This is a genomic window from Mesorhizobium sp. M5C.F.Ca.ET.164.01.1.1 (assembly GCF_004792125.1).
Lineage (GTDB): Bacteria > Pseudomonadota > Alphaproteobacteria > Rhizobiales > Rhizobiaceae > Mesorhizobium > Mesorhizobium wenxiniae.
The window spans coordinates 106726-125892 of the sequence record NZ_SRTG01000006.1; the positions used below are offsets into that span (position 1 = coordinate 106726).

At 60.2% G+C, this 19167-nt stretch carries 13 protein-coding genes, 1 tRNA gene and 1 pseudogene; 10 read left to right on the top strand and 5 right to left on the bottom strand.

Features of this window, described 5'->3' with window-relative positions; all coding sequences use genetic code 11:
- The first annotated feature begins 270 nt into the window (after window positions 1-270).
- The 3 genes from metH to EN807_RS26120 all read left to right on the top strand — a co-directional run bounded on the left by metH (window position 271) and on the right by EN807_RS26120 (window position 8129).
- On the top strand, window positions 271-4080 hold the full coding sequence (gene metH / locus EN807_RS26110) for a methionine synthase (protein ID WP_135937254.1): 3810 nt from the start codon (window positions 271-273) through the stop codon (window positions 4078-4080).
- Between the two features lie 249 nt (window positions 4081-4329).
- Entirely contained in the window at window positions 4330-5196 is an 867-nt protein-coding gene (locus EN807_RS26115) for a class I SAM-dependent methyltransferase (RefSeq protein WP_135937255.1), read from the top strand.
- Between the two features lie 353 nt (window positions 5197-5549).
- Entirely contained in the window at window positions 5550-8129 is a 2580-nt protein-coding gene (locus tag EN807_RS26120; protein ID WP_135937388.1) for an EAL domain-containing protein, read from the top strand.
- 115 nt (window positions 8130-8244) lie between these two features.
- Here the strand turns inward: EN807_RS26120 and EN807_RS26125 are convergent, their stop codons facing one another.
- Window positions 8245-9135: a hypothetical protein gene (locus tag EN807_RS26125; protein ID WP_135937256.1), complete on the bottom strand. Its 891-nt coding sequence runs from the start codon at window positions 9133-9135 to the stop codon at window positions 8245-8247.
- A 507-nt stretch (window positions 9136-9642) separates the two neighbouring features.
- Here EN807_RS26125 and EN807_RS26130 point away from each other — a divergent pair.
- The 3 genes from EN807_RS26130 to EN807_RS26140 all read left to right on the top strand — a co-directional run bounded on the left by EN807_RS26130 (window position 9643) and on the right by EN807_RS26140 (window position 11849).
- Window positions 9643-10365: a LuxR family transcriptional regulator gene (locus EN807_RS26130; RefSeq protein WP_135937257.1), complete on the top strand. Its 723-nt coding sequence runs from the start codon at window positions 9643-9645 to the stop codon at window positions 10363-10365.
- 83 nt (window positions 10366-10448) lie between these two features.
- Window positions 10449-11105, top strand: coding sequence for an acyl-homoserine-lactone synthase (locus EN807_RS26135; protein WP_135937258.1), 657 nt, complete (start codon window positions 10449-10451; stop codon window positions 11103-11105).
- 123 nt (window positions 11106-11228) lie between these two features.
- The gene (locus EN807_RS26140) at window positions 11229-11849 is read left to right on the top strand and encodes a hypothetical protein (RefSeq protein ID WP_135937259.1); all 621 of its coding nucleotides are present in this window, start codon (window positions 11229-11231) and stop codon (window positions 11847-11849) included.
- 344 nt (window positions 11850-12193) lie between these two features.
- On the opposite strand, the gene EN807_RS26145 is transcribed toward EN807_RS26140, so the two are convergent.
- Window positions 12194-12267: transfer RNA gene (locus EN807_RS26145), tRNA-Gln, on the bottom strand.
- Between the two features lie 355 nt (window positions 12268-12622).
- Window positions 12623-13555, bottom strand: a complete 933-nt coding sequence (locus tag EN807_RS26150) for a lysylphosphatidylglycerol synthase domain-containing protein (protein WP_135937260.1) — start codon at window positions 13553-13555, stop codon at window positions 12623-12625.
- 290 nt (window positions 13556-13845) lie between these two features.
- Between EN807_RS26150 and EN807_RS26155 the strand changes: the two genes are divergently transcribed.
- Together EN807_RS26155 and EN807_RS26160 are read left to right on the top strand one after the other, a co-directional pair.
- Window positions 13846-15225, top strand: a complete 1380-nt coding sequence (locus EN807_RS26155) for a Ppx/GppA phosphatase family protein (RefSeq protein WP_135937261.1) — start codon at window positions 13846-13848, stop codon at window positions 15223-15225.
- 58 nt (window positions 15226-15283) lie between these two features.
- Window positions 15284-15979: an RlmE family RNA methyltransferase gene (locus tag EN807_RS26160; RefSeq protein ID WP_065008018.1), complete on the top strand. Its 696-nt coding sequence runs from the start codon at window positions 15284-15286 to the stop codon at window positions 15977-15979.
- A gap of 180 nt (window positions 15980-16159) precedes the next feature.
- Here EN807_RS26160 and EN807_RS26165 read toward each other — a convergent pair.
- Window positions 16160-16694: pseudogene (locus tag EN807_RS26165) on the bottom strand (MFS transporter); the annotation flags it as partial.
- A gap of 123 nt (window positions 16695-16817) precedes the next feature.
- Between EN807_RS26165 and EN807_RS26170 the strand changes: the two are divergent.
- A complete protein-coding gene (locus EN807_RS26170; protein ID WP_135937262.1) occupies window positions 16818-17807 on the top strand; it encodes an IS1595 family transposase in 990 nt (329 codons plus the stop codon).
- Window positions 17808-18087: 280 nt separating this feature from the next.
- Here EN807_RS26170 and EN807_RS26175 read toward each other — a convergent pair whose 3' ends face one another.
- The gene (locus EN807_RS26175) at window positions 18088-18270 is read right to left on the bottom strand and encodes a hypothetical protein (RefSeq protein WP_135937263.1); all 183 of its coding nucleotides are present in this window, start codon (window positions 18268-18270) and stop codon (window positions 18088-18090) included.
- Here EN807_RS26175 and EN807_RS26180 point away from each other — a divergent pair.
- Window positions 18269-18841: a hypothetical protein gene (locus EN807_RS26180; protein WP_135937264.1), complete on the top strand. Its 573-nt coding sequence runs from the start codon at window positions 18269-18271 to the stop codon at window positions 18839-18841. The two genes, EN807_RS26175 and EN807_RS26180, sit on opposite strands and share 2 nt — an antisense overlap.
- The last annotated feature ends 326 nt before the right edge of the window (window positions 18842-19167 follow it).

A 19167-nucleotide genomic window follows, 5' to 3' on the forward strand; every position in this document is an offset into this window, starting at 1 on the left:
GGCGATCGCCTGATCGACGATGGCCGCGCCCTCTCTCGCGGATGTCCACAATGGTTACCCGGTGCTGCTGTCGGAAATGACCCCGACGAGCCCCGCGACCTGTTCGGGATGCTGCTCAGGGCGGCATCGGCGAAGACTGCGCAGCCGGCGTTGTAGCGCCGGCGGGTAGCATTCCCGGCGGCAGGGGTGACAGAGGCAGACAAATCTCGTATACTGACATAAAGATGTCTTTATGTCGCTAAAGCGCGACTGTCGCCTTGAGGATTGAAAGTGTCGCAAAACCCTTCATCGCTCGACGACCTGTTCGGTCCTGTCGCGGCAAAGCCCGACGGCTCGGAAGTGCTTGCGGCGCTGACGGCGGCGGCGCACGAACGTATCCTCATCCTCGACGGTGCCATGGGCACGCAGATCCAGGGCCTGGGTTTCGACGAGAACCATTTCCGTGGCGACAAATTCGCGGATTGCGCCTGCCATCAGCAGGGCAACAACGACCTGCTGATTCTGACGCAGCCCAAGGCGATCGAGGAGATTCACTACCAATACGCCGTCGCCGGGGCAGACATCCTTGAAACCAACACCTTCTCCTCGACCTCCATCGCCCAAACGGATTACGGCATGGAGGACGCGGTCTATGCGCTGAACCGCGACGGTGCGCGGCTGGTGCGCAGGGCAGCCGTGAGGGCTGAGCAGGAGGACGGCAAGCGTCGTTTCGTTGCCGGTGCGCTGGGGCCGACCAACCGCACCGCCTCGATGTCGCCGGATGTCAACAATCCCGGCTACCGCGCCGTGACGTTCGACGAACTGCGCCTTGCCTATGGCGAGCAGCTGCGCGGTCTCATCGACGGCGGCGCCGACATCATCCTGATAGAGACCATTTTCGATACGCTGAACGCCAAGGCGGCGATCTTCGCGGCAGAAGAGATCTTCCTCGAGAAGGACGTGCGTCTGCCGGTTATGATCTCCGGCACGATCACCGACCTGTCCGGCCGCACGCTGTCGGGCCAGACGCCGACGGCTTTCTGGCATTCGGTCCGCCACGCCAACCCGTTCACGATAGGCCTCAATTGCGCGCTTGGCGCCAATGCCATGCGCGCCCATCTGGGCGAAATATCAGGCGTTGCCGACACCTTTGTTTGCGCCTATCCGAATGCCGGCCTGCCCAATGAATTCGGCCGTTATGACGAGAGCCAGGAGTTCATGGCCGCGCAGATCGAGGAGTTCGCGCGCGACGGCCTGGTCAATATCGTTGGCGGCTGCTGCGGCTCGACGCCGGACCACATCCGCGCCATCGCGGCGGCGGTAAAGAAATATCCGCCGCGCGCTGTTCCCGCCATCGAACCGAAGATGCGCCTTTGCGGGCTCGAGCCATTCACGCTGACCGACGAGATTCCGTTCGTCAATGTCGGCGAGCGAACCAATGTCACCGGCTCGGCCAGGTTCAGGAAGCTGATCACGGCCGGCGACTATGCCGCCGCGCTCGAAGTCGCCCGCGACCAGGTCGCCAATGGCGCGCAGATCATCGACATCAACATGGACGAAGGCCTGATCGATTCGAAAAAGGCGATGGTCGAATATCTCAACCTGATCGCCGCCGAGCCGGATATCGCCCGCGTTCCCGTGATGATCGACAGCTCCAAATGGGAGATCATCGAAGCCGGCCTGAAATGCGTGCAAGGCAAGCCGCTGGTGAACTCCATTTCCATGAAGGAAGGCGAAGCGGCCTTTCTGCACCATGCGAAGCTCGTCCGCGCGTACGGCGCGGCGGTGGTCGTCATGGCCTTCGACGAGGAGGGCCAGGCCGACACCCAGGCGCGCAAGGTCGAAATCTGCACCCGCGCCTATAGGCTGCTGACCGAGCAGGCCGGATTCCCGCCCGAGGACATCGTTTTCGACCCGAACATCTTTGCCATCGCCACCGGCATCGACGAGCACAACAATTACGGCGTCGACTTCATCGAAGCCGCCAGGCAGATCACCGCGACGCTTCCTCATGTCCACATATCGGGCGGCGTGTCGAACCTCTCCTTCTCGTTTCGCGGCAACGAGCCGGTGCGCGAGGCCATGCATGCCGTGTTCCTTTACCATGCCATCCAGGCGGGCATGGACATGGGCATCGTCAATGCCGGGCAACTCGCCGTCTACGACGCCATCGATCCGGAACTGCGCGAAGCCTGCGAGGATGTCGTCAACAACCGTCAGCCGAAGGGCGGCGGCACGGCCACCGAACGCATGCTGGAACTTGCCGAACGCTTCAAGGGCACGGCCGGCAAGGAGGCGCAGGAGCGCGATCTCGCCTGGCGTGACTGGCCGGTCGAGCGGCGCATTTCGCACGCACTGGTCAACGGCATCACCGAATTCATCGACCAGGACACCGACGAAGCACGACGTGCCGCCGAGCGGCCGCTGCATGTCATTGAAGGTCCTTTGATGGCAGGAATGAATGTCGTCGGCGACCTGTTCGGCGCAGGAAAAATGTTCCTGCCGCAAGTGGTGAAATCCGCCCGCGTCATGAAGCAGGCCGTTGCCGGCCTCCTTCCGCACATGGAGGCGGAGAAGCTGGCGAACGCCGCCAATGGTGTCGACACCGGCGAGCGCCAGACCGCCGGAAAGATCCTGATGGCGACGGTGAAGGGCGATGTCCACGATATCGGCAAGAACATCGTCGGAGTGGTTCTGGCCTGCAACAATTACGAGATCATCGACCTCGGCGTCATGGTGCCGGCGGCGAAGATCCTGCAGACGGCGCGCGAGCAGCAGGTCGACATCATCGGCCTATCCGGCCTGATCACGCCCTCGCTCGACGAGATGGCGCATATGGCCGCCGAGATGGAGCGCGAAGGTTTTGACATTCCGCTGTTGATCGGCGGCGCGACGACCAGCCGCGTGCATACGGCGGTAAAGATTCATCCGCGCTATATCAGGGGCCAGACGGTCTACGTGACCGATGCCAGCCGCGCGGTCGGCGTGGTGTCGGCACTGCTGTCGAACGAGACCAAGGGCGGCTATGTCGACAATGTTCGTGCCGAATACAAGAAGGTTGCCGACGCGCACGCGCGCAGCGAAGCCGACAAGCAGCGCTTGCCGCTCGTCAAGGCGCGTGCCAACGCCCACAGGATCGACTGGTCGGCCTACGCGCCGCCGAAGCCGTCCTTCCTCGGCGTGAAAGTCTTCGAAGGCTGGGACCCGGCCGAGCTCGCGCGCTATATCGACTGGACGCCGTTCTTCCAGACCTGGGAGCTGAAGGGCCGTTACCCGAAAATCCTTGACGACGAGGCACAAGGGCCGGCGGCACGCCAGCTCTTCGAAGACGCCCAGGCGATGCTGGCCAAGATCATCGCGGAAAAATGGTTCGCGCCGAAGGGCGTGATCGGCTTCTGGCCGGCGAATACCGTCGGCGACGACATCAGGCTGTTCACCGACGATAATCGCTCGCAGGAGCTGGCGACCTTCTTCACGCTGCGCCAGCAGCTGACCAAGCGCGACGGCAAGGCGAATGTCGCACTCTCGGATTTCGTCGCGCCTTTTGACAGCGGCAAGGCCGACTATCTCGGCGGCTTCATCGTCACCGCCGGCATTGAGGAAGCGGCAATCGCCGAGCGTTTCGAGCGGGCGAACGACGACTACTCGTCGATCATGGTCAAGGCGCTGGCCGACCGTTTCGCCGAAGCCTTCGCCGAGCGCCTGCACGAACGCGTGCGCAAGGAATTCTGGGCCTATGCCCCGGATGAGGATCTGGCGCCGGACGAGCTGATCGGCGAACCCTATCGCGGCATCCGCCCGGCGCCCGGCTATCCGGCGCAGCCCGATCACACCGAGAAAGCGACGCTGTTTCGCCTGCTCGACGGCGAGCGCAATGCCGGCGTCAGCCTGACCGAAAGTTTTGCGATGTGGCCGGGCTCGTCGGTGTCCGGCATCTACCTGTCGCATCCCGAAAGCTATTATTTCGGCGTGGCCAAGGTCGAACGCGACCAGGTCGAGGATTACGCGCGCCGCAAGCGCATGCCGCTCGCCGAGGTCGAACGCTGGCTCGGCCCGATCCTCAACTATGTGCCCGCAAAGGGGCTTGACGCGGCCGCGTGAAATCGTGCCGCGAGACCGATAGGCGAAAAGCCGGCGCCTCAATGACAGCAGCCCTTGCCCTGATTGCACGTTCGTTCTGCACGGATGCCTGATTGGCACGTCCGCTTTGGCCGGCGCGGTAATGAGCCTGGCCTGCAGCGGCAATGGTGCACCGGCCCGCCTTGGATTGACGCGCGATCCTTAAGCTGCAAAGTATATTAACGTTCTGTTTACCAAATATTAGTCTCGGCAGGGACTGGGGGGGGCAATTTGGAACCGTTTCTGGGTGCGAACCGCCTTAATTGGGATGATCGGGCCGACCTGCATTCGACCGACACAACGGGCAGCTACCACATAGAAAAGGTGCTGGCAGGCGGATCCAATCTCTATGAGTTGGAAACGCGCGAGGTCGGTGACATTCTCGGCAAAGATATCGTCCATCTGCAATGTCATATCGGGCTCGACACAATCAGCTTGAAGAATCTGGGCGCGGGCAGCGTGACCGGCCTCGACTTTTCACCGACAGCGATCGCAGCGGCGCGGGATTTCGCTGCAAAGGCAGGGACTAATGTGCGCTTCGTGGAGGCGCCACTGTTCGAGGCAGTCGAGGCGCTCGGCCGAACCTTTGACATCGCTTACGTTACCTGGGGTTCGGTAAACTGGCTGGACGACGTGTTCCGCTGGGCGCGAGTGGTTGCCGATCTCCTGCGGCCCGGCGGCCGGCTCTATCTGGCCGAGGGCCATCCCCTGATGTTCCAGTGTGACCGAAAGGCTGCGGCGCTGGAGTTCAAGCATGACTGGCGAACGCCAATAGCTCGACCACTCGCATGGAACGAGGAACTCACCTATACCGGCGACGACCGCATCTTGAAGCATCCTCGCTACTATGAGTGGATTCATCCGGTCAGTGACGTGGTGAACGCGCTGATTTCAGCTGGGCTGACGCTTGATTTTCTCAATGAGCATGACACGGTTTCGTGGCAGCACTTTTCATTTGCCGTGAGGGCCGGCAAGGATATGTACGGCTTGCCAGAGAACTCTCCCAAGATCCCGATGGCTTATTCCATTGGCGCGACCAAGCGTAGCGTCGGCAAGATACCATACCTTGTTACCCCCAAGACGATTGAGGGCCACTAATCCTGCTCTTATTCCAGTTTTTGCATTGTCCTCTCGTCGATCTGATACCGGAAAGGTGAGCACGGTTATCCCTCCACGAGGGCAACCCAAGCACCTTCAGCGACTGCAGGCAATTCTAAGGTGTCAAGCGAGCCGCAGGTCTGTTCCAACCACTCCGGCGGCACCGGGCGGTCGGAAGTGCAAAAATTTTAGGACCCGTGAAGGTCAAAATTAAATATTGATAGCTAATATTCCTTGGTCAGGTTGTCCGAGAACCTGAATAGCAGCTGAGGAATCGCCTATTGGCTCTTTTCCGCGCTAGGTTCGGCGGTATTAAGAAGGCTGTTTTTTCGTCGGCAAATATCCCGGCGGCAATGGCGGTGATAGTTATTGCCGTTGGCGCAGCGTTCGCGGACCACCAGAACAAAGTCGTTTCGGATCAAGCCGCCCGTGCGGATGTCCTGGCCAAAGTCAATCTTATCCGCGCCAAGCTTGAAGGTAACATCAACGGAAACCTTCAACTGGTGCAGGGACTGGTCGCGGCGGTCGTGACTGAGCCCTATATGGGACAGCAACGCTTCGCCTCGCTCGCGAGCAGCCTGTTTCGCGGGGGCTCGCAATTGAAAAATATTGCCGGCGCGCCCGATCTGGTCATTTCCCTGATGTACCCGATGGAGGGCAACGAGAAGGCGATAGGCCTCGATTACCGCAAGGACGAGCGGCAGCGTGTGGCCGCGCTAAGGGCGCGAGACGAGCGCGAGCTAATTCTTGCCGGTCCCGTCGACTTGAGGCAGGGAGGGCAAGGCTTCGTCGGTCGTATTCCGGTTTTTGTACGGAGTGCGGGCAACACCGAAAGGTTCTGGGGCATCATTTCGGCCGTTGTCGACGTTCAGCGCCTTTATAAGGCGAGCGGCCTGCTTGACGATGATCTCGGGATTGACATAGCGCTGATCGGTAAGGACGCTCTCGGTCCAAGTGGAGATCAATTCTTCGGCCATGAGGGCGTCGCCAAAAGCAATCCGGTGACAGCCGACGTTCTGCTCCCGTCCGGTTCGTGGCGGATCGCAGCCATTCCCAAAAACGGCTGGCCTTCGACGCCCGACAACGCGTGGTCCTTGCGCGCAATCATGGCGGTGGCCGGGGCGTTGGTTGTGATCCCATTCCTGGTTACGGGTCGCCTGATTGGCGAGAGACAGCGCAACTATGCGGAACTGAGTCGATTGTCGAGACGCCTGGAACTCGCTCTGGAAGCGTCAGCTATTGGCGTTTGGGAACACGATCTCGCGACCAACGAACTTACGTGGGACGACCGCGTCAATGAAATATACGGCAAACCGACTGGGGAGCACCGCGGCTACCTGGACTGGGCGGGAGCAATTCACCCGGATGATTTGGCTGGCGCCCACGCCGATTTCGACAGCGCGATGGCCGTCGGCGGGCCATATTTGTCGGAGTACCGGATCATTCGGCCGGATGGCGAGATTCGTCATGTCCGATCCAAAGCGATAATTTACCGCGTCGCAAACGACACCCCAAAAATGATTGGCGCCGAATGGGATGTGACAGCCGATGTCCTGCTGAACAAGGATCTGGTTCGCGCAAAACAGCTTTCCGAGTCGAAAAATGCAGAACTCGAGTCGGCCAAGGCGCGCATAGAGCACATTGCGCTCCACGATTCGTTGACCGGTTTGCCCAACCGGCGTTACCTCGACCAAGTGCTGGAAGATTACGCAGCAAACGCCAGGCGCGACGGCGGGTATGCGGCACTGCTTCACATAGATCTGGATCGGTTCAAGCACATCAACGATACGCTTGGCCACGCCGCAGGCGACGCAATGCTTGTTCACGCGTCAACTGTCCTCCGATCCAAGGTCGATGGTGAGGGATTCGTCGCTCGGATCGGAGGAGACGAATTCATCGTCCTGTGCGTGGTGCATGACGATGTCAAGCAACTGGCGCTGCTCGCTGACCGGGTCATCAGCCAGATGCGCGAACCCGTCTACTATCAGGGCCATCGATGCCGTTTTGGCGTGAGCGTGGGAATTGCAGTCGACAACGGAAAAGATGTCGAAGCCAAACACCTGCTGGTCAACGCTGACATCGCGCTTTACCGAGCAAAGAGGCGTGGGCGCAATCGATACGAATTCTTCACCGAGGCGATGCAAAGCGAAATCGTCGACACAAAACGGATTGCCGACGAAATTCTCGGCGGCCTTGAGCGCAACGAGTTCATTCCCTTCTACCAGCCGCAATTTGACGCAAAAACGCTCGAAATTGTTGGGGTTGAGGCGCTGGCGCGATGGAGACATCCGGAGAAGGGTATTTTGGCGCCCGATGTATTCCTAAGGATTGCGGAGGAACTGAATGTCGTCTCGATCATCGATCGAAGCATATTAGAGCAATCGCTTTTGGATTTCGAAGGGTGGTCTGCTGCGAATCTTCACATTCCGCGGGTGTCAGTCAACGTTTCGGCGCGCCGCCTTCAAGATGAGGAACTCATAAAGAGTCTTAGGAAGCTGAATATCAAGAAAGGAACGATTTCGTTCGAGCTTGTTGAGTCAATTTTCCTTGACGAAAATGATGATTTTGTTACCTGGAATCTTGAGCAGATAAAAGAGCTCGGCATTGACGTAGAAATAGACGATTTTGGTACGGGCTATGCCTCAATAGTCAGCTTGCTCAAGCTGCAGCCTCGCCGGCTGAAGATAGATCGCCAGCTGGTCATCCCAATTGTCAAATCGCCGCAACGAAGGCAGGTCGTCTCGTCGATCATTGAAATCGGCAAATCCCTGGGTATTGAGGTCGTAGCGGAGGGTGTCGAGACGATGGAGCACGCACAGACACTCAAGAGCTTGGGCTGCGACATACTGCAGGGTTATGCCTTCGGGCATGCGTTGGATTCCGACGGACTAAAGGCCTTTGTTCGATCTCGGCGTCTGCGCACGGCCAGCTAACTGTTGACGTCCGCCTCAAGGCCTCCGGCAGGGAAGCCGATCTGCACGCACACGACGGGCTTGTACGGCAGCGGTGTATGACTGGCTTGGTGCGTGAATCTGTCTTTCGGGCGGTTCAGTCTCGGCGATGGATACGCATCTCGATGATGCTGCTTTCCACTAGCGACTGCACTCCCGCGCTTCCAATGCCTGAAGCGTAATCGGCGAATGCCCAGATGCCTACGTTGAAGGTGTATTCGCCCGGGTCGATTCGTCCTCCCATGCCACCGGGGAATACGCTCGTGAAGCCTGTCCGAACGCTCTCATTCTCTGATAGGCCGCTCACGCGTCTGCGCCACAACGGAAAGGTGCCCGCCATCAAGACCTGGCCACCCTTCATAAAAGTCGTCTCCAGGCCACCCTCCGAGGTGGCGCTCGCACCAATGCCGCGTGCCCCAATGGCGAAGGAATGGCGTGATGAGCGCGGCGCGAACAACTCGACGGCGATCGGACGATCGGTCCGCACGATGCAGCCGACGCCGATGTGTGCGTGGACAAAACGGCTGGCGCCACCCGCGACCCCGCCGCCGGCGCGCGCATCCACGCCGAGGCGTCCCCGTTGGTCGCCGCTCTGGCTGAACGGAGGGGCCCCTCCGTTGTGATGCCATCTCCAGGCGAAGTCGTAGGGAGGAAGCCGCTGCTCGACGCTGCTGTCAGTCGGCGACGCAGGGATCACGTGATCGCGCCCTCCGCCAGGCGGGCCCTGCAGGCGCAGGCGGTCCTTAGCCTTGAATGGCCGCATGCCGACCCCTTCGAGCGCCTCTGCAACTCCGGGGTCCGCTCGGATCAGCTTCGCAAGGCGCGCCGTGATCGCGTCATGCAGCTTGTCCTCCTCGGCCGCTCGCTCGCGCGCGGCGTCGGCCTCCGCACGCGTGCGCTCCGCCGCCGACGCGATCGACTGCTCGACTATTTCGCGCTGACCCGGCGCCAGGCTCGCACTGAAGTAGATTTCGATGCCCTCAGGCATGGCGATATCCCCCCGTTCGAACGCTTGAGCTTAAGACCACGATTTTGGTCCCGGCGAAGCGATGGTCAAGAAGAAAGTTAGCGATCTCTAATGATTGTCTGTGAGCAGTGGGGACGCCAGCTTGCGGTTCCCCGCTGCAGGTCGGGCCTAATCCGATCGCGCCCGCTCTCCGCCAGAGGCGCGGGCCTTTTTCATTCGTTCGGCCGATGCGCCTGCCTATGGCGAAGATAGCATCGAGAGTCCGTTTGCTGTTCTCAGCGGCGGCTTTCAAGAATTACTGCTGCGCGCAGCGTTGCACCGGAGATGGGTCGCCGATAGGTGCCGAGGTCGAAACGATCCATTCCCTTCTCATAAGTCTGCCGGCGACCCCGGGCCGATTGCGAAGAAGTTGCGCTGGCACGAGTGTGGGGAAACGCAACCGTTGTGATTGGCAAGGTAGCGGTGGTATATTTGAAGATTCTAATTTGAGGTATGCTAATATTTCGGCGAGGAGACGGGGCCTCTGGCATGATCGATTCAGACGTGTTCGACTTTGTCGAACGCTGCAGGAAACACACAGCTACCGGGGCGCTGCTGAGCGACCTGCTCGAAACCGTGAGGAATCTCGGCTTCGAGCACCTCATCCTTAGCGGCGTGCCGCTCGGTGGGCAGAAGCTTGCACCGATGGTTGAACTGAATGGCTGGCCGGCCGGCTGGTTCGAACGCTATGTCGAAGCCGAGCATGCCGCAGTTGATGGTGTTTGCATCTACTCGGCAAAGACCTTGAAGCCGTTCCTTTGGTCCGAAGTCCCGGCAAAGTGGTCAGACACAGAAGGCTCACGACGCGTCGCCGGCGAGGCGACGGAGTTTGGCATCTGGAGCGGCTTCGCCGTGCCGATGCTCAGCGTTCACCACTGGCAATCCGTGCTGTCGTTTGCCTCTTCGGCCAAGTGCTGCACGCTCTCGCCGCGCCATCAAGTGCAACTGGTTACGATGGCAGTCTACGCCGGCATGTCGATCCAAGCTTTGTCGAACGAGGATGACGGCGACGAGGGCCTGCTGACCGACCGGGAAAAAGAGGTGCTCTTGTGGGCTGCGGCCGGCAAGACATCGTCGGAGACATCCCAAATCCTTGGCCTGACCGAGCGCACGGTCAAATGGCACTCCACACGAGCCAGGGAAGCTTTTGGCGTCGTAACGACCACGCAAGCGGTGGTCGAGGCAGTGCGCCGACGTTTGATCCATCCCTAAACGCGTCAACTGTCCCATCGGACAGGTGACGTATATTAGCGCGACTGCGAATATCCCTTTGAGAACGATCGGGGGATCGCGCCATGATAACGGCCCACGTAGTCAACGCGCATAACAAGCATCTCTATGAAAACGAATTCGACGAGTTTCTGCGCCGGCGGCACGATTTCTTCGTGCATCAAAAACACTGGCGCCCTCCGAGCCCGGACGGTCGCGAGCTAGACCAATTCGATACGGATGCAGCGACCTACTTGCTGGGTATTGAAGAAGGTCGCGTCGTGACCTCGGCTCGATTGATCCCAACGAGCGAGCCGCACATGGTCTCGGAGGTCTTTTCTCACATGTGCGAAAAATCGGGCGTCCCCAGGCGTCCCGATTGGGCCGAATGGACCCGCACCTTCGTCGTTCCCGACAAACGCTCGACCGGATTGCGGGGCACGCTGACACAGCTCTGCTGCGCGGTGATGGAATACGCGTTGGACGAGGGTTTGAGCGCGGTCGGCGGCGTCCAGGAAACCTACTTCATGCCGCACCATGGGGCGCTGAAATGGCGGGCCGAGCCGATGGGCATGGCCAGGGAAGAAAACGGCGAGTGGTACATCGTCGCGTATATCGAGGTGAATGAGGCGGCGCTCGCGAGCGTGCGGAAGATACTGGGGATCAACCACTCACTGCTCGTTCGGCGCGGAGCCCAGCTTCCATTTCTCCGTTGGCCTGAGGAGCGCTTGGAGGTCGCCTGATGAGCTCAAGTGGACCATCCTTAGAAGGCGATCGCGTAAAACTATTTTTGTCGACGAGACATGCAGCAACGACGAGGAGAAAGACCATGCAACCCGCAGTGATAATCGAAGTTCTTGTATTGCTTGATGCGTGGTGTTCTTGAAGAGCCCAAGACCGGCATATACATGCACGAGGAGGAGAAAATGCACCGACCGCTACTAACTGCGTTACTTGGAGCTTCTGTCATATTTTCGCTCAATCTGGGTTCGTCGGCAGGAGAACCCAAGTCTGTAACGGGAAAAGTGACTTTAAAAGCCAATTGTACGTCTGGGGCAACTGGAGGTGATGGTCGAAGGAAGTCCTGTTACTCTCCTTGGCAGGAGTATAAGACGCCGGGAGATTTCGTCATTGCGGAACGCTCCAAGGCGATCCGGATGACTTCCGCGAACGGTTCGGCGAACGACTGTAACAACCACTTCGATGGATATGTCGAGGTGATTCCCGGCACGGGCATCATGCAGCCGACAATATTCCGCCTGCAGGCGCATGCGCGCAGCCCAAGAGGGCATTGGTCAGGGCGAGGATGGACTTACTGCGAGGCGGATTTTGTGCAGGTCGAGATACAGCGGCTTTCGGAAGAGGAGAAGACGCAGGTGTCGGCATTGCAACCAGTTAAGGGAGAAACGGAGCCCCAAGCAGATTTGGGTGGGCACGGTGTTGAGCCTGCCAGTGTCCAGTTCGAGGAGTCGATCGTTTCGGAGTAAAGCATGGCACTTAGCTTTCGCCGGCCAGGAATGGGCGGCGAAAGCGTCGTGCCCTGCAGTTATGATATCAGCACTGCTCGCACGCCTCGTACCCTGTGGCGAGCAACGCGTGCTGTCTCGGATCGGGAAAAAGCAAGGAATTGGCAGTGGGCCGGGTACAAACAGGGAGACCAACCCACTCTGATGGCGGGCGTTTCCTCGTCGCAATGTGTTGCTATCCATGTTGCCATTCGCAGCCTCCGCTCATTCCCAAGCGTTACAAATCAAGGGCTTGCGTTGCGACATGTAGCACGACCTAGCAAATGAGTTCTGGCCGTGTTAATACCTAAGTCATTGAAATCGTTTGGCTGGGGAACCTGGATTCGAACCAGGACTAACGGAGTCAGAGTCCGTGGGTCTACCGTTAACCTATTCCCCAGCAGGACGCGGTTGAAGAAAACCGCGGGCAGGGCGGCGATGGCGCCGCGCGTGCCTTGTAGCCGCCGCCGGAAAATAGTCAAGCCTGCCCAGGCATTTCAATTCGGCTCTTACACACTCCGGGGCGAGATAGCGAGGCCACTGCATCGCTGCGTTCTTCGGCCACTGTAACGGCATGGATCCTAGGGTCTCCGCGACGTCGCTTCGCTCCCGCTCCGCCCTAGGATGACGAAGGCGTGGCGGCTTATGGCTGGTCGCAAATGTTGGAAATTGGCACTAGTCGAACAGGAGGGCCTCACTGGCGTTGTGCCCCATTCTTCACGCGCATCTTCAGTCCGAAACGATTGCCCGGCATCTCAATTCCCACTCCGGCCGAGCTGCGAGTGCTCGAAGTACAGCACGACGCCAAGCGCTATCACCAGCGGGATGATCAGGTAGAACAGCCGGAACACCAGGAGTGCGGCCAGCACACCGACCGGGTCCATGTGCGACAGGCCGGCGAGGAAGACGACTTCGAACACGCCGAGTCCGCCCGGCGCATGCGAGATCTGGGCGACCGAGAACGACACCAGGAAGATGCCGAGCACGACGAAATAGCCGGGATTACCAGCCGCTGGCAGGGCGAAGAAGATGATCGCCGCCGCTGCCAGAAGCTCGATCGGGCCGATCAGCAATTGCCGCGCGACGATCGGCAGGGCCGGATAATGGATCTGAAAGCTGCCGATCTTCAGCGGTCTGAGATGCAGCCAACTGCCGAAGACATAGGCCGCCACCAGCAGCAGCATGGCGACGCCCGCGGCCATGGTCAGGCCATGATGCGGTGCGCCGGAGAACCGGTCGATGATTTCAGGCTCGAAGACCAGCACCAGGCCGGAGACGAGGATCGTCGACAGCACGAAGGTGATCCAGCAGATCGCCACCAGCACGCCGACATCCTTTCCGGTGAGGCCCCTGGTTCCGTAGGCGCGGTAGCGGATCACAGCGCCTGAAAATACCGAGCCGCCGATGTTGTGCGACAGCGCATAAGTAGTGAATGAGCAGAAGGTGACGAAGAGCCAAGAGACCTTCTTGCCGATATGCAGGAGCGCGATGTGGTCGTAGCCGGCCAGCGATGCATAAGCGATGACCGAGCTCAGCGCGGCGAGCATCCAGCCGCGGGCAGGGATGGCGACGATGCCGTCCCAGACATCGTCGAGCGAGATGCCGCGCAGTTCGTGCAGTAGCAGCCACAGCGAGAATACGACCGCCGCAATGCCGACGACCGGCCAGAAATAGCGCCTCCAGTTCATGGCGTGACGATCATGCGTTGCAGCCCCGTTGCCCTCTTTCGGTTCGCGTCAGGGAAACTGGCCGCGATTCCGAATGTTCCATTCCGCCATTTCAGAAATGCCTTATCGAAGCCGGCTATTCAACCGGCAACGCGCGGCTCTTCCTGCTGCCGCTTCATGCCGCCGGCAAAATTCGGCCCCTGCGCTCTTGGTGATCCGGCCCGGCGCTGCTAGTCTGGCGGCAACTTAGAACACATGAAAGCGCCTGCTGCGTCCGAACTCCGGTTCGCGCGGCGCCGGAAGGAACGACAGTGGAAGACCACGACACCGGCGCTGGCGCGCCGGAAGTGGGCGTGTCCAGGGCTTTGCCGCCGCGTTCAGGCCAGGCAAGCCCATCCGCCGGTCGGCAGAATGGCCGCCCGGTGCAGCCTTGGTCCGGTCACGGACAGGCAGGCGACGCGTCCCAGCATCAGAATGGCCAGAATCAGAAGGCCAAGACCAGGAAGCGGCGCAAACGCCGGCGCGGCCGCAAGGTTTTCGTGCGCGATGACGCACACCTCGCGGCGGCCGGGCTGTCGGCGGCCGCCGACAGCGCTCCAGCCAGCCGTCCTCCCGAGGCGATCGTCGCGCCTTTGCCCTCAGCTGCGCCAAGCAGGCCGGAGCAGGATGTTCGCCGCCCACCGGCACAGGAACTGCCGGTGTTTGCGGCACTCGATCTCGGCACGAACAATTGCCGGCTGCTGGTGGCGGTGCCGACGCGCCACGGCCAGTTCCGCGTCATCGACGCTTTCTCGCGCATCGTCAGGCTGGGCGAGGGCCTCACCGCCAATGGCCGGCTTGGGCAGCCGGCGATGGACCGTGCGGTGGAGGCGCTGAAGATCTGCGGCGACAAATTGCGCAGCCGCAAGATCAGGAAGGCCCGGCTGATCGCCACCGAAGCCTGCCGCACGGCCGCGAACGGCGCCGAGTTCCTCGACCGCGTCGAGCGCGAGGCCGGCTTGAAGCTCGAAATCATCGACCGCCAGACCGAGGCGCGGCTGGCGGTGTCGGGCTGCGGCTCGCTGGTCGACCGCGACACGCAAGGCGTCGTCCTGTTCGACATCGGCGGCGGCTCCTCGGAAATCGCGCTGATCGACCTCACCGGCCACCGCTCGCCGAGGCTCGCCAACCATATCGTCTCCTGGACGTCGCTGCCGGTCGGCGTGGTCTCGCTGGCCGAGCGCTTCGGCGGCCGCACCGTCACCCGCGAGGTTTTCGCCGCCATGGTCGAGGATGTGGCTGTGCGCCTGCGTGCCTTTGATGGGCGCGACCGGCTGAGTCACGTGCTCGCCAGCCCGAAATTTCATCTGCTCGGCACCTCGGGCACGGTGACGACGCTGGCCGGCGTCCACCTTGACCTGGAACGCTACGATCGCCGCCGGGTCGACGGGCTGTGGATGGATCGCGACAGCGTCGACCGTATGGTCGAGAAGCTGGTCGGCTGGGATTTTCAGCAGCGCGTCGCCAATCCGTGCATCGGCGCCGATCGCGCCGATCTGGTGCTGGCCGGCTGCGCCATCCTGGAAGCGATCCGCGCGGTGTGGCCGTCGGAGCGGCTGCGCGTTGCCGACCGCGGCCTGCGCGAGGGCATATTGAGCGAATTGATGGCCGACGACGGCGTCTGGCGCAACAATGGGCGTGGCAGAGCATGATCCCGAAAAGTGGCAATCGGTTTTCGGAAAAGATCATGCTCAATCAAGAAGTCAGGCAATGACCAAGAAACCGGAAAAACCAGGCTCTGCCGGCATTCGCGTGCTGAAGACGCGGATCAAGAAGAAAAGCGGCCTGAAGGAATCGTCGCGCCGCTGGCTGCAGCGCCACATCAACGATCCCTATGTCCAGCGTTCCAAGGCCGACGGCTACCGCTCGCGCGCGGCCTACAAGCTGATCGAGATCGACGACAAGCACCATCTGCTCAAGCCCGGCATGAAGGTCATCGACCTTGGTGCGGCACCCGGCGGCTGGTGCCAGGTCGCCGCCGCGCGGACGAAATCGACGGCCGAACACCCGCATGTCGTCGGCATCGACTATCTGGAGATGGACGCGGTGCCCGGCGCGCCAGTGCTGCTGATGGATTTTCTCGACCCGCAGGCCCCGGAAAAGCTCGCCGAAACGCTCGGCGGCCAACCGGACATCGTGCTCTCCGACATGGCGGCGCCGACCACCGGCCACCGCCGGACCGATCACATCCGCACCATGTATCTGTGCGAGGTAGCCGCCGATTTCGCCCTGTCGGTACTGAAGCCGGGCGGCCATTTCCTCGCCAAGACGTTTCAGGGCGGCGCCGAGAACGAATTGCTCGCCAGGCTCAAGCAGAATTTCCGCTCGGTCCATCACGTCAAGCCGCCGGCCTCGCGCGATGAGTCGGTCGAGCTTTATCTGCTCGCGAAGGATTTTAAGGGTTAGCGTCTTTTCCTTCTCCCCTTGTGGGAGAAGGTGGCCTCGTGAAGCGAGGTCGGATGAGGGGTGTTCCAGCTTGGCAACACGCTTGCAGTTATCATCGCCTCGTTTCTTGCAACACCCCTCATCCGTATCGGCGCTGCGCGCCGATCCACCTTCTCCCACATGGGGAGAAGGGAAGGAGCCTCAACCACCAGGCGGGCTCGCCTCCAGCGTCTTGGGCGCCGTCAGCCCGCCATATCCTGACACGGCGTTGCCGGCGTCCGGCGCCAGCCGCATGAACGACAGCGATGCGGCGGCCGACACGGCCGCGACGATGAAGAACGCGATGTGGAAGTCGCTCAGCGTCAGCGGCCCGCCATGGATTGTCGTCGACACTTCCAGGATGCCGCCGGCCAGCGCCACGCCGAGCGCGATCGACAGTTGCTGGAACACCGCGGCGATCGGTGTTGCCCGGCTGGTATCGGCGGTCGAAATCTCGGCATAGGCAAGCGCGTTGATGCCGGTGAAAAACATCGAGCGGATGAAGCCGCCGACGAGCAGGGCGGCGAGGATCAGCACATAGGGCGTGTCGGGCGTGAACAAGCCGTTGGCGATCGACGCCGCCGCGATCACGGCAGGCAGGGCGGTTACCACGGCTCAGGTCGGATGTCGCCTTACCTTGCCGTCACATTTGTGCGACCAGGGCAGCGGTGCCAGCCAGGAGCCCTGCGAAGAATGGCGCCGAAAAAAATCCGCCGCCGCAGCGGGTCGCAGGCGCAAATCAGCACCATGAATAAATTCCTAATTATATACTTGACGTACCAGACGAAATTTGCGATAACGAATCCAAGGAGTTACCGCAATGTTCGATCTGACCGCCGCAATTTACCACGACGCCGACAAGGCCCGCGAACATCTGGAGGCTATCCATTGGCCTCATGGTCCGGTCTGCCCTCATTGCGGCAATGCCAATCCAGAACGCATCACGAAGCTGGCTGGCAAGTCCACGCGTCCCGGCGTCTACAAGTGCAACGAATGCCGCCTACCGTTCTCTGTCACTGTCGGCACCGTCTTCGAGCGCTCCAAAATCCCGCTGCATAAGTGGGTGCTGGCTTCGCATCTCTATGCGTCGTCCAAGAAAGGCATGAGCGCTCACCAGCTGCACCGTATGCTTGGCGTCACCTACAAGACCGCTTGGTTCATGGCGCACCGCATCCGCGAAGCCATGAAGGAAGACGTTGCATCGTCTGGCCCGCTTGGTGGTGAAGGCAAGATCATCGAAGCCGACGAAACCTACTTCGGCAAGCGCGAGACGCCGCGAAAACATGCACGCCCACGTCCCAAGGGTTGGAAACCCACCAAGTCGGGCAAGTCAGGCGGCGCGCAGAAGCGCGTCGTTGTTGGCCTTGTCGAGCGTGGCGGCAAGTCCCGCATGTTCCATTTGAATGACGCCAACATGGCAACTGTTCGCGACGTGCTGGTGCGCAACGTATCCCGTGACACAACGCTCTATACCGACTCATCGGGCCTCTACACCCGCACCGGCGAGGAATACGCCTCACACAAGACAACCAATCATTCCGTTGGCGAGTACGTCCGCTATGAGGACGGCGCGTCGATCCATTCGAACACGATTGAAAACGTGTTCTCAGTCTTCAAGCGCGGCATGGTCGGCGTCTATCAGCATTGCGGCGAGGCCCATTTGCACCGCTACTTGGCCGAGTTCGATTTCCGCTATAACCGTCGCGCCGCCCTGAAAGTCTCGGATGCAGAACGTGCCGCCGACTTGCTTCGCATGGCCCGCGACAAGCGCCTTACCTATCGGCGGATTGGTGAAGCCGGTATCGCCTAAGCAAAAGGCACGAAAACTTCTCCGCTTGCGAAAGAAACGCCGACTCGACTCTGAGTAGGCGTTTCATCATTGTTTCGTCGGTCTTGTGATTCGGTCGTCACCACACCTCGCGGGCACACCTCTAAGGCGGGCCACTGCCCGAGAAAGGAGGTGATACGCATGAGCAAGACCTACAAGATCGGCCAGAGTGCCGTGACGGGCCGCTTTACGACGGTGAAAACTGCCCAAAGCAAACCCACCACGCACATTGTTCGCACGATCAAAAAGTGACGTAGCTAGGCTACTGACCTTCCGGGCGGTTGTTCTTCGCGGGATTGCCGCCCGGTTTCCGTTTTGCATTCGTCTTGGTTAATGGCCGGTTAACCGGCTTGTTCCCCGTCCTGTGATCGGGCGGCGTTTTCAGCAGGCGGCGCAAAACCTCGTCGCCCTTTTCCTGGTCTTTGTCTTTGGGGGTTTTTGTCATGGAAGAATACCGCGTCACCTTGGACAAGGGCGGCTTAAACCGCGATTTCGTTTTCGTCGGCGGCCCGCTGGATAAGCCGGAAGGTTTGGACGAATTATTTAGCGCCCTTGGCGTCGCTTCTGCTCAGTGGGCGCGACTAGAACAACATATTGATGCGGTGCTCATCCACGTCAATAACCGCGAGCACTCAAACACCATTTTCAATGCCGACCACCCAATTAGTTTTCAGAACAAGGTGAAGTTGCTGAAACGATGGTTCAATCAACATCCGGCTCTGGCTAACCTTACCGTGGACATCCGCACGCTGACCACCAAACTGAAGGAACTAAACCCGCACCGTAACAACCTGATTCACGGAGTGCTTGAAAGCTGGGATGCCGCCACCAAAACATGCGTTCTGCGAACTATAAAGTTCATCGGAGATGACGAATTCAACCTGTCGACTCACGAATACACGATTGAGGGGATCAAGACCGTTTCCGAGTTGACTGCGATGTCCAACCGCTACCTGTCAACGATCTCGCGAACGATCTTCACGAAAGATGCGCTCGCACAACTGCGAACACCTTGACCGCGCACTCCGCGTCCAAATCGTCGTTGTCGTCCCATTGATGGCGATTAATCAACCTCGCCAATTCGTCAAGGCAAGCGGGGGTCATCCCTTCGGGCAGGATAACCCCGTTATGTTCTTTTGCCGGCCTGTCGGGCAATTTCCATATCCTTCGGAATTTGGTACGTCAAGTATATAATTAGGAATAAATTCCTAGCATAATTGCCGTCACACAAAGCGATGACCACGCGCCCACATACGTACACAACCAATCGGCTTTTCATCGGCGACGGGACGTGTTACGAGCCAGCGCCAATCCTGAAAGGGAAGAAGACGAGTCGGCGCTG

Bases quoted from the DNA above. Each gene is read 5' to 3' on its own strand.
- EN807_RS26150 (WP_135937260.1), bottom strand. From the start codon at position 13,555: ATGAACTGGAGGCGCTATTTCTGGCCGGTCGTCGGCATTGCGGCGGTC.
- EN807_RS26120 (WP_135937388.1), top strand. From the start codon at position 5,550: ATGGCGGTGATAGTTATTGCCGTTGGCGCAGCGTTCGCGGACCACCAG.
- EN807_RS26135 (WP_135937258.1), top strand. From the start codon at position 10,449: ATGATAACGGCCCACGTAGTCAACGCGCATAACAAGCATCTCTATGAA.
- EN807_RS26175 (WP_135937263.1), bottom strand. From the start codon at position 18,270: ATGACAAAAACCCCCAAAGACAAAGACCAGGAAAAGGGCGACGAGGTT.
- EN807_RS26160 (WP_065008018.1), top strand. From the start codon at position 15,284: ATGACCAAGAAACCGGAAAAACCAGGCTCTGCCGGCATTCGCGTGCTG.
- EN807_RS26170 (WP_135937262.1), top strand. From the start codon at position 16,818: ATGTTCGATCTGACCGCCGCAATTTACCACGACGCCGACAAGGCCCGC.
- EN807_RS26180 (WP_135937264.1), top strand. From the start codon at position 18,269: ATGGAAGAATACCGCGTCACCTTGGACAAGGGCGGCTTAAACCGCGAT.
- EN807_RS26130 (WP_135937257.1), top strand. From the start codon at position 9,643: ATGATCGATTCAGACGTGTTCGACTTTGTCGAACGCTGCAGGAAACAC.
- EN807_RS26125 (WP_135937256.1), bottom strand. From the start codon at position 9,135: ATGCCTGAGGGCATCGAAATCTACTTCAGTGCGAGCCTGGCGCCGGGT.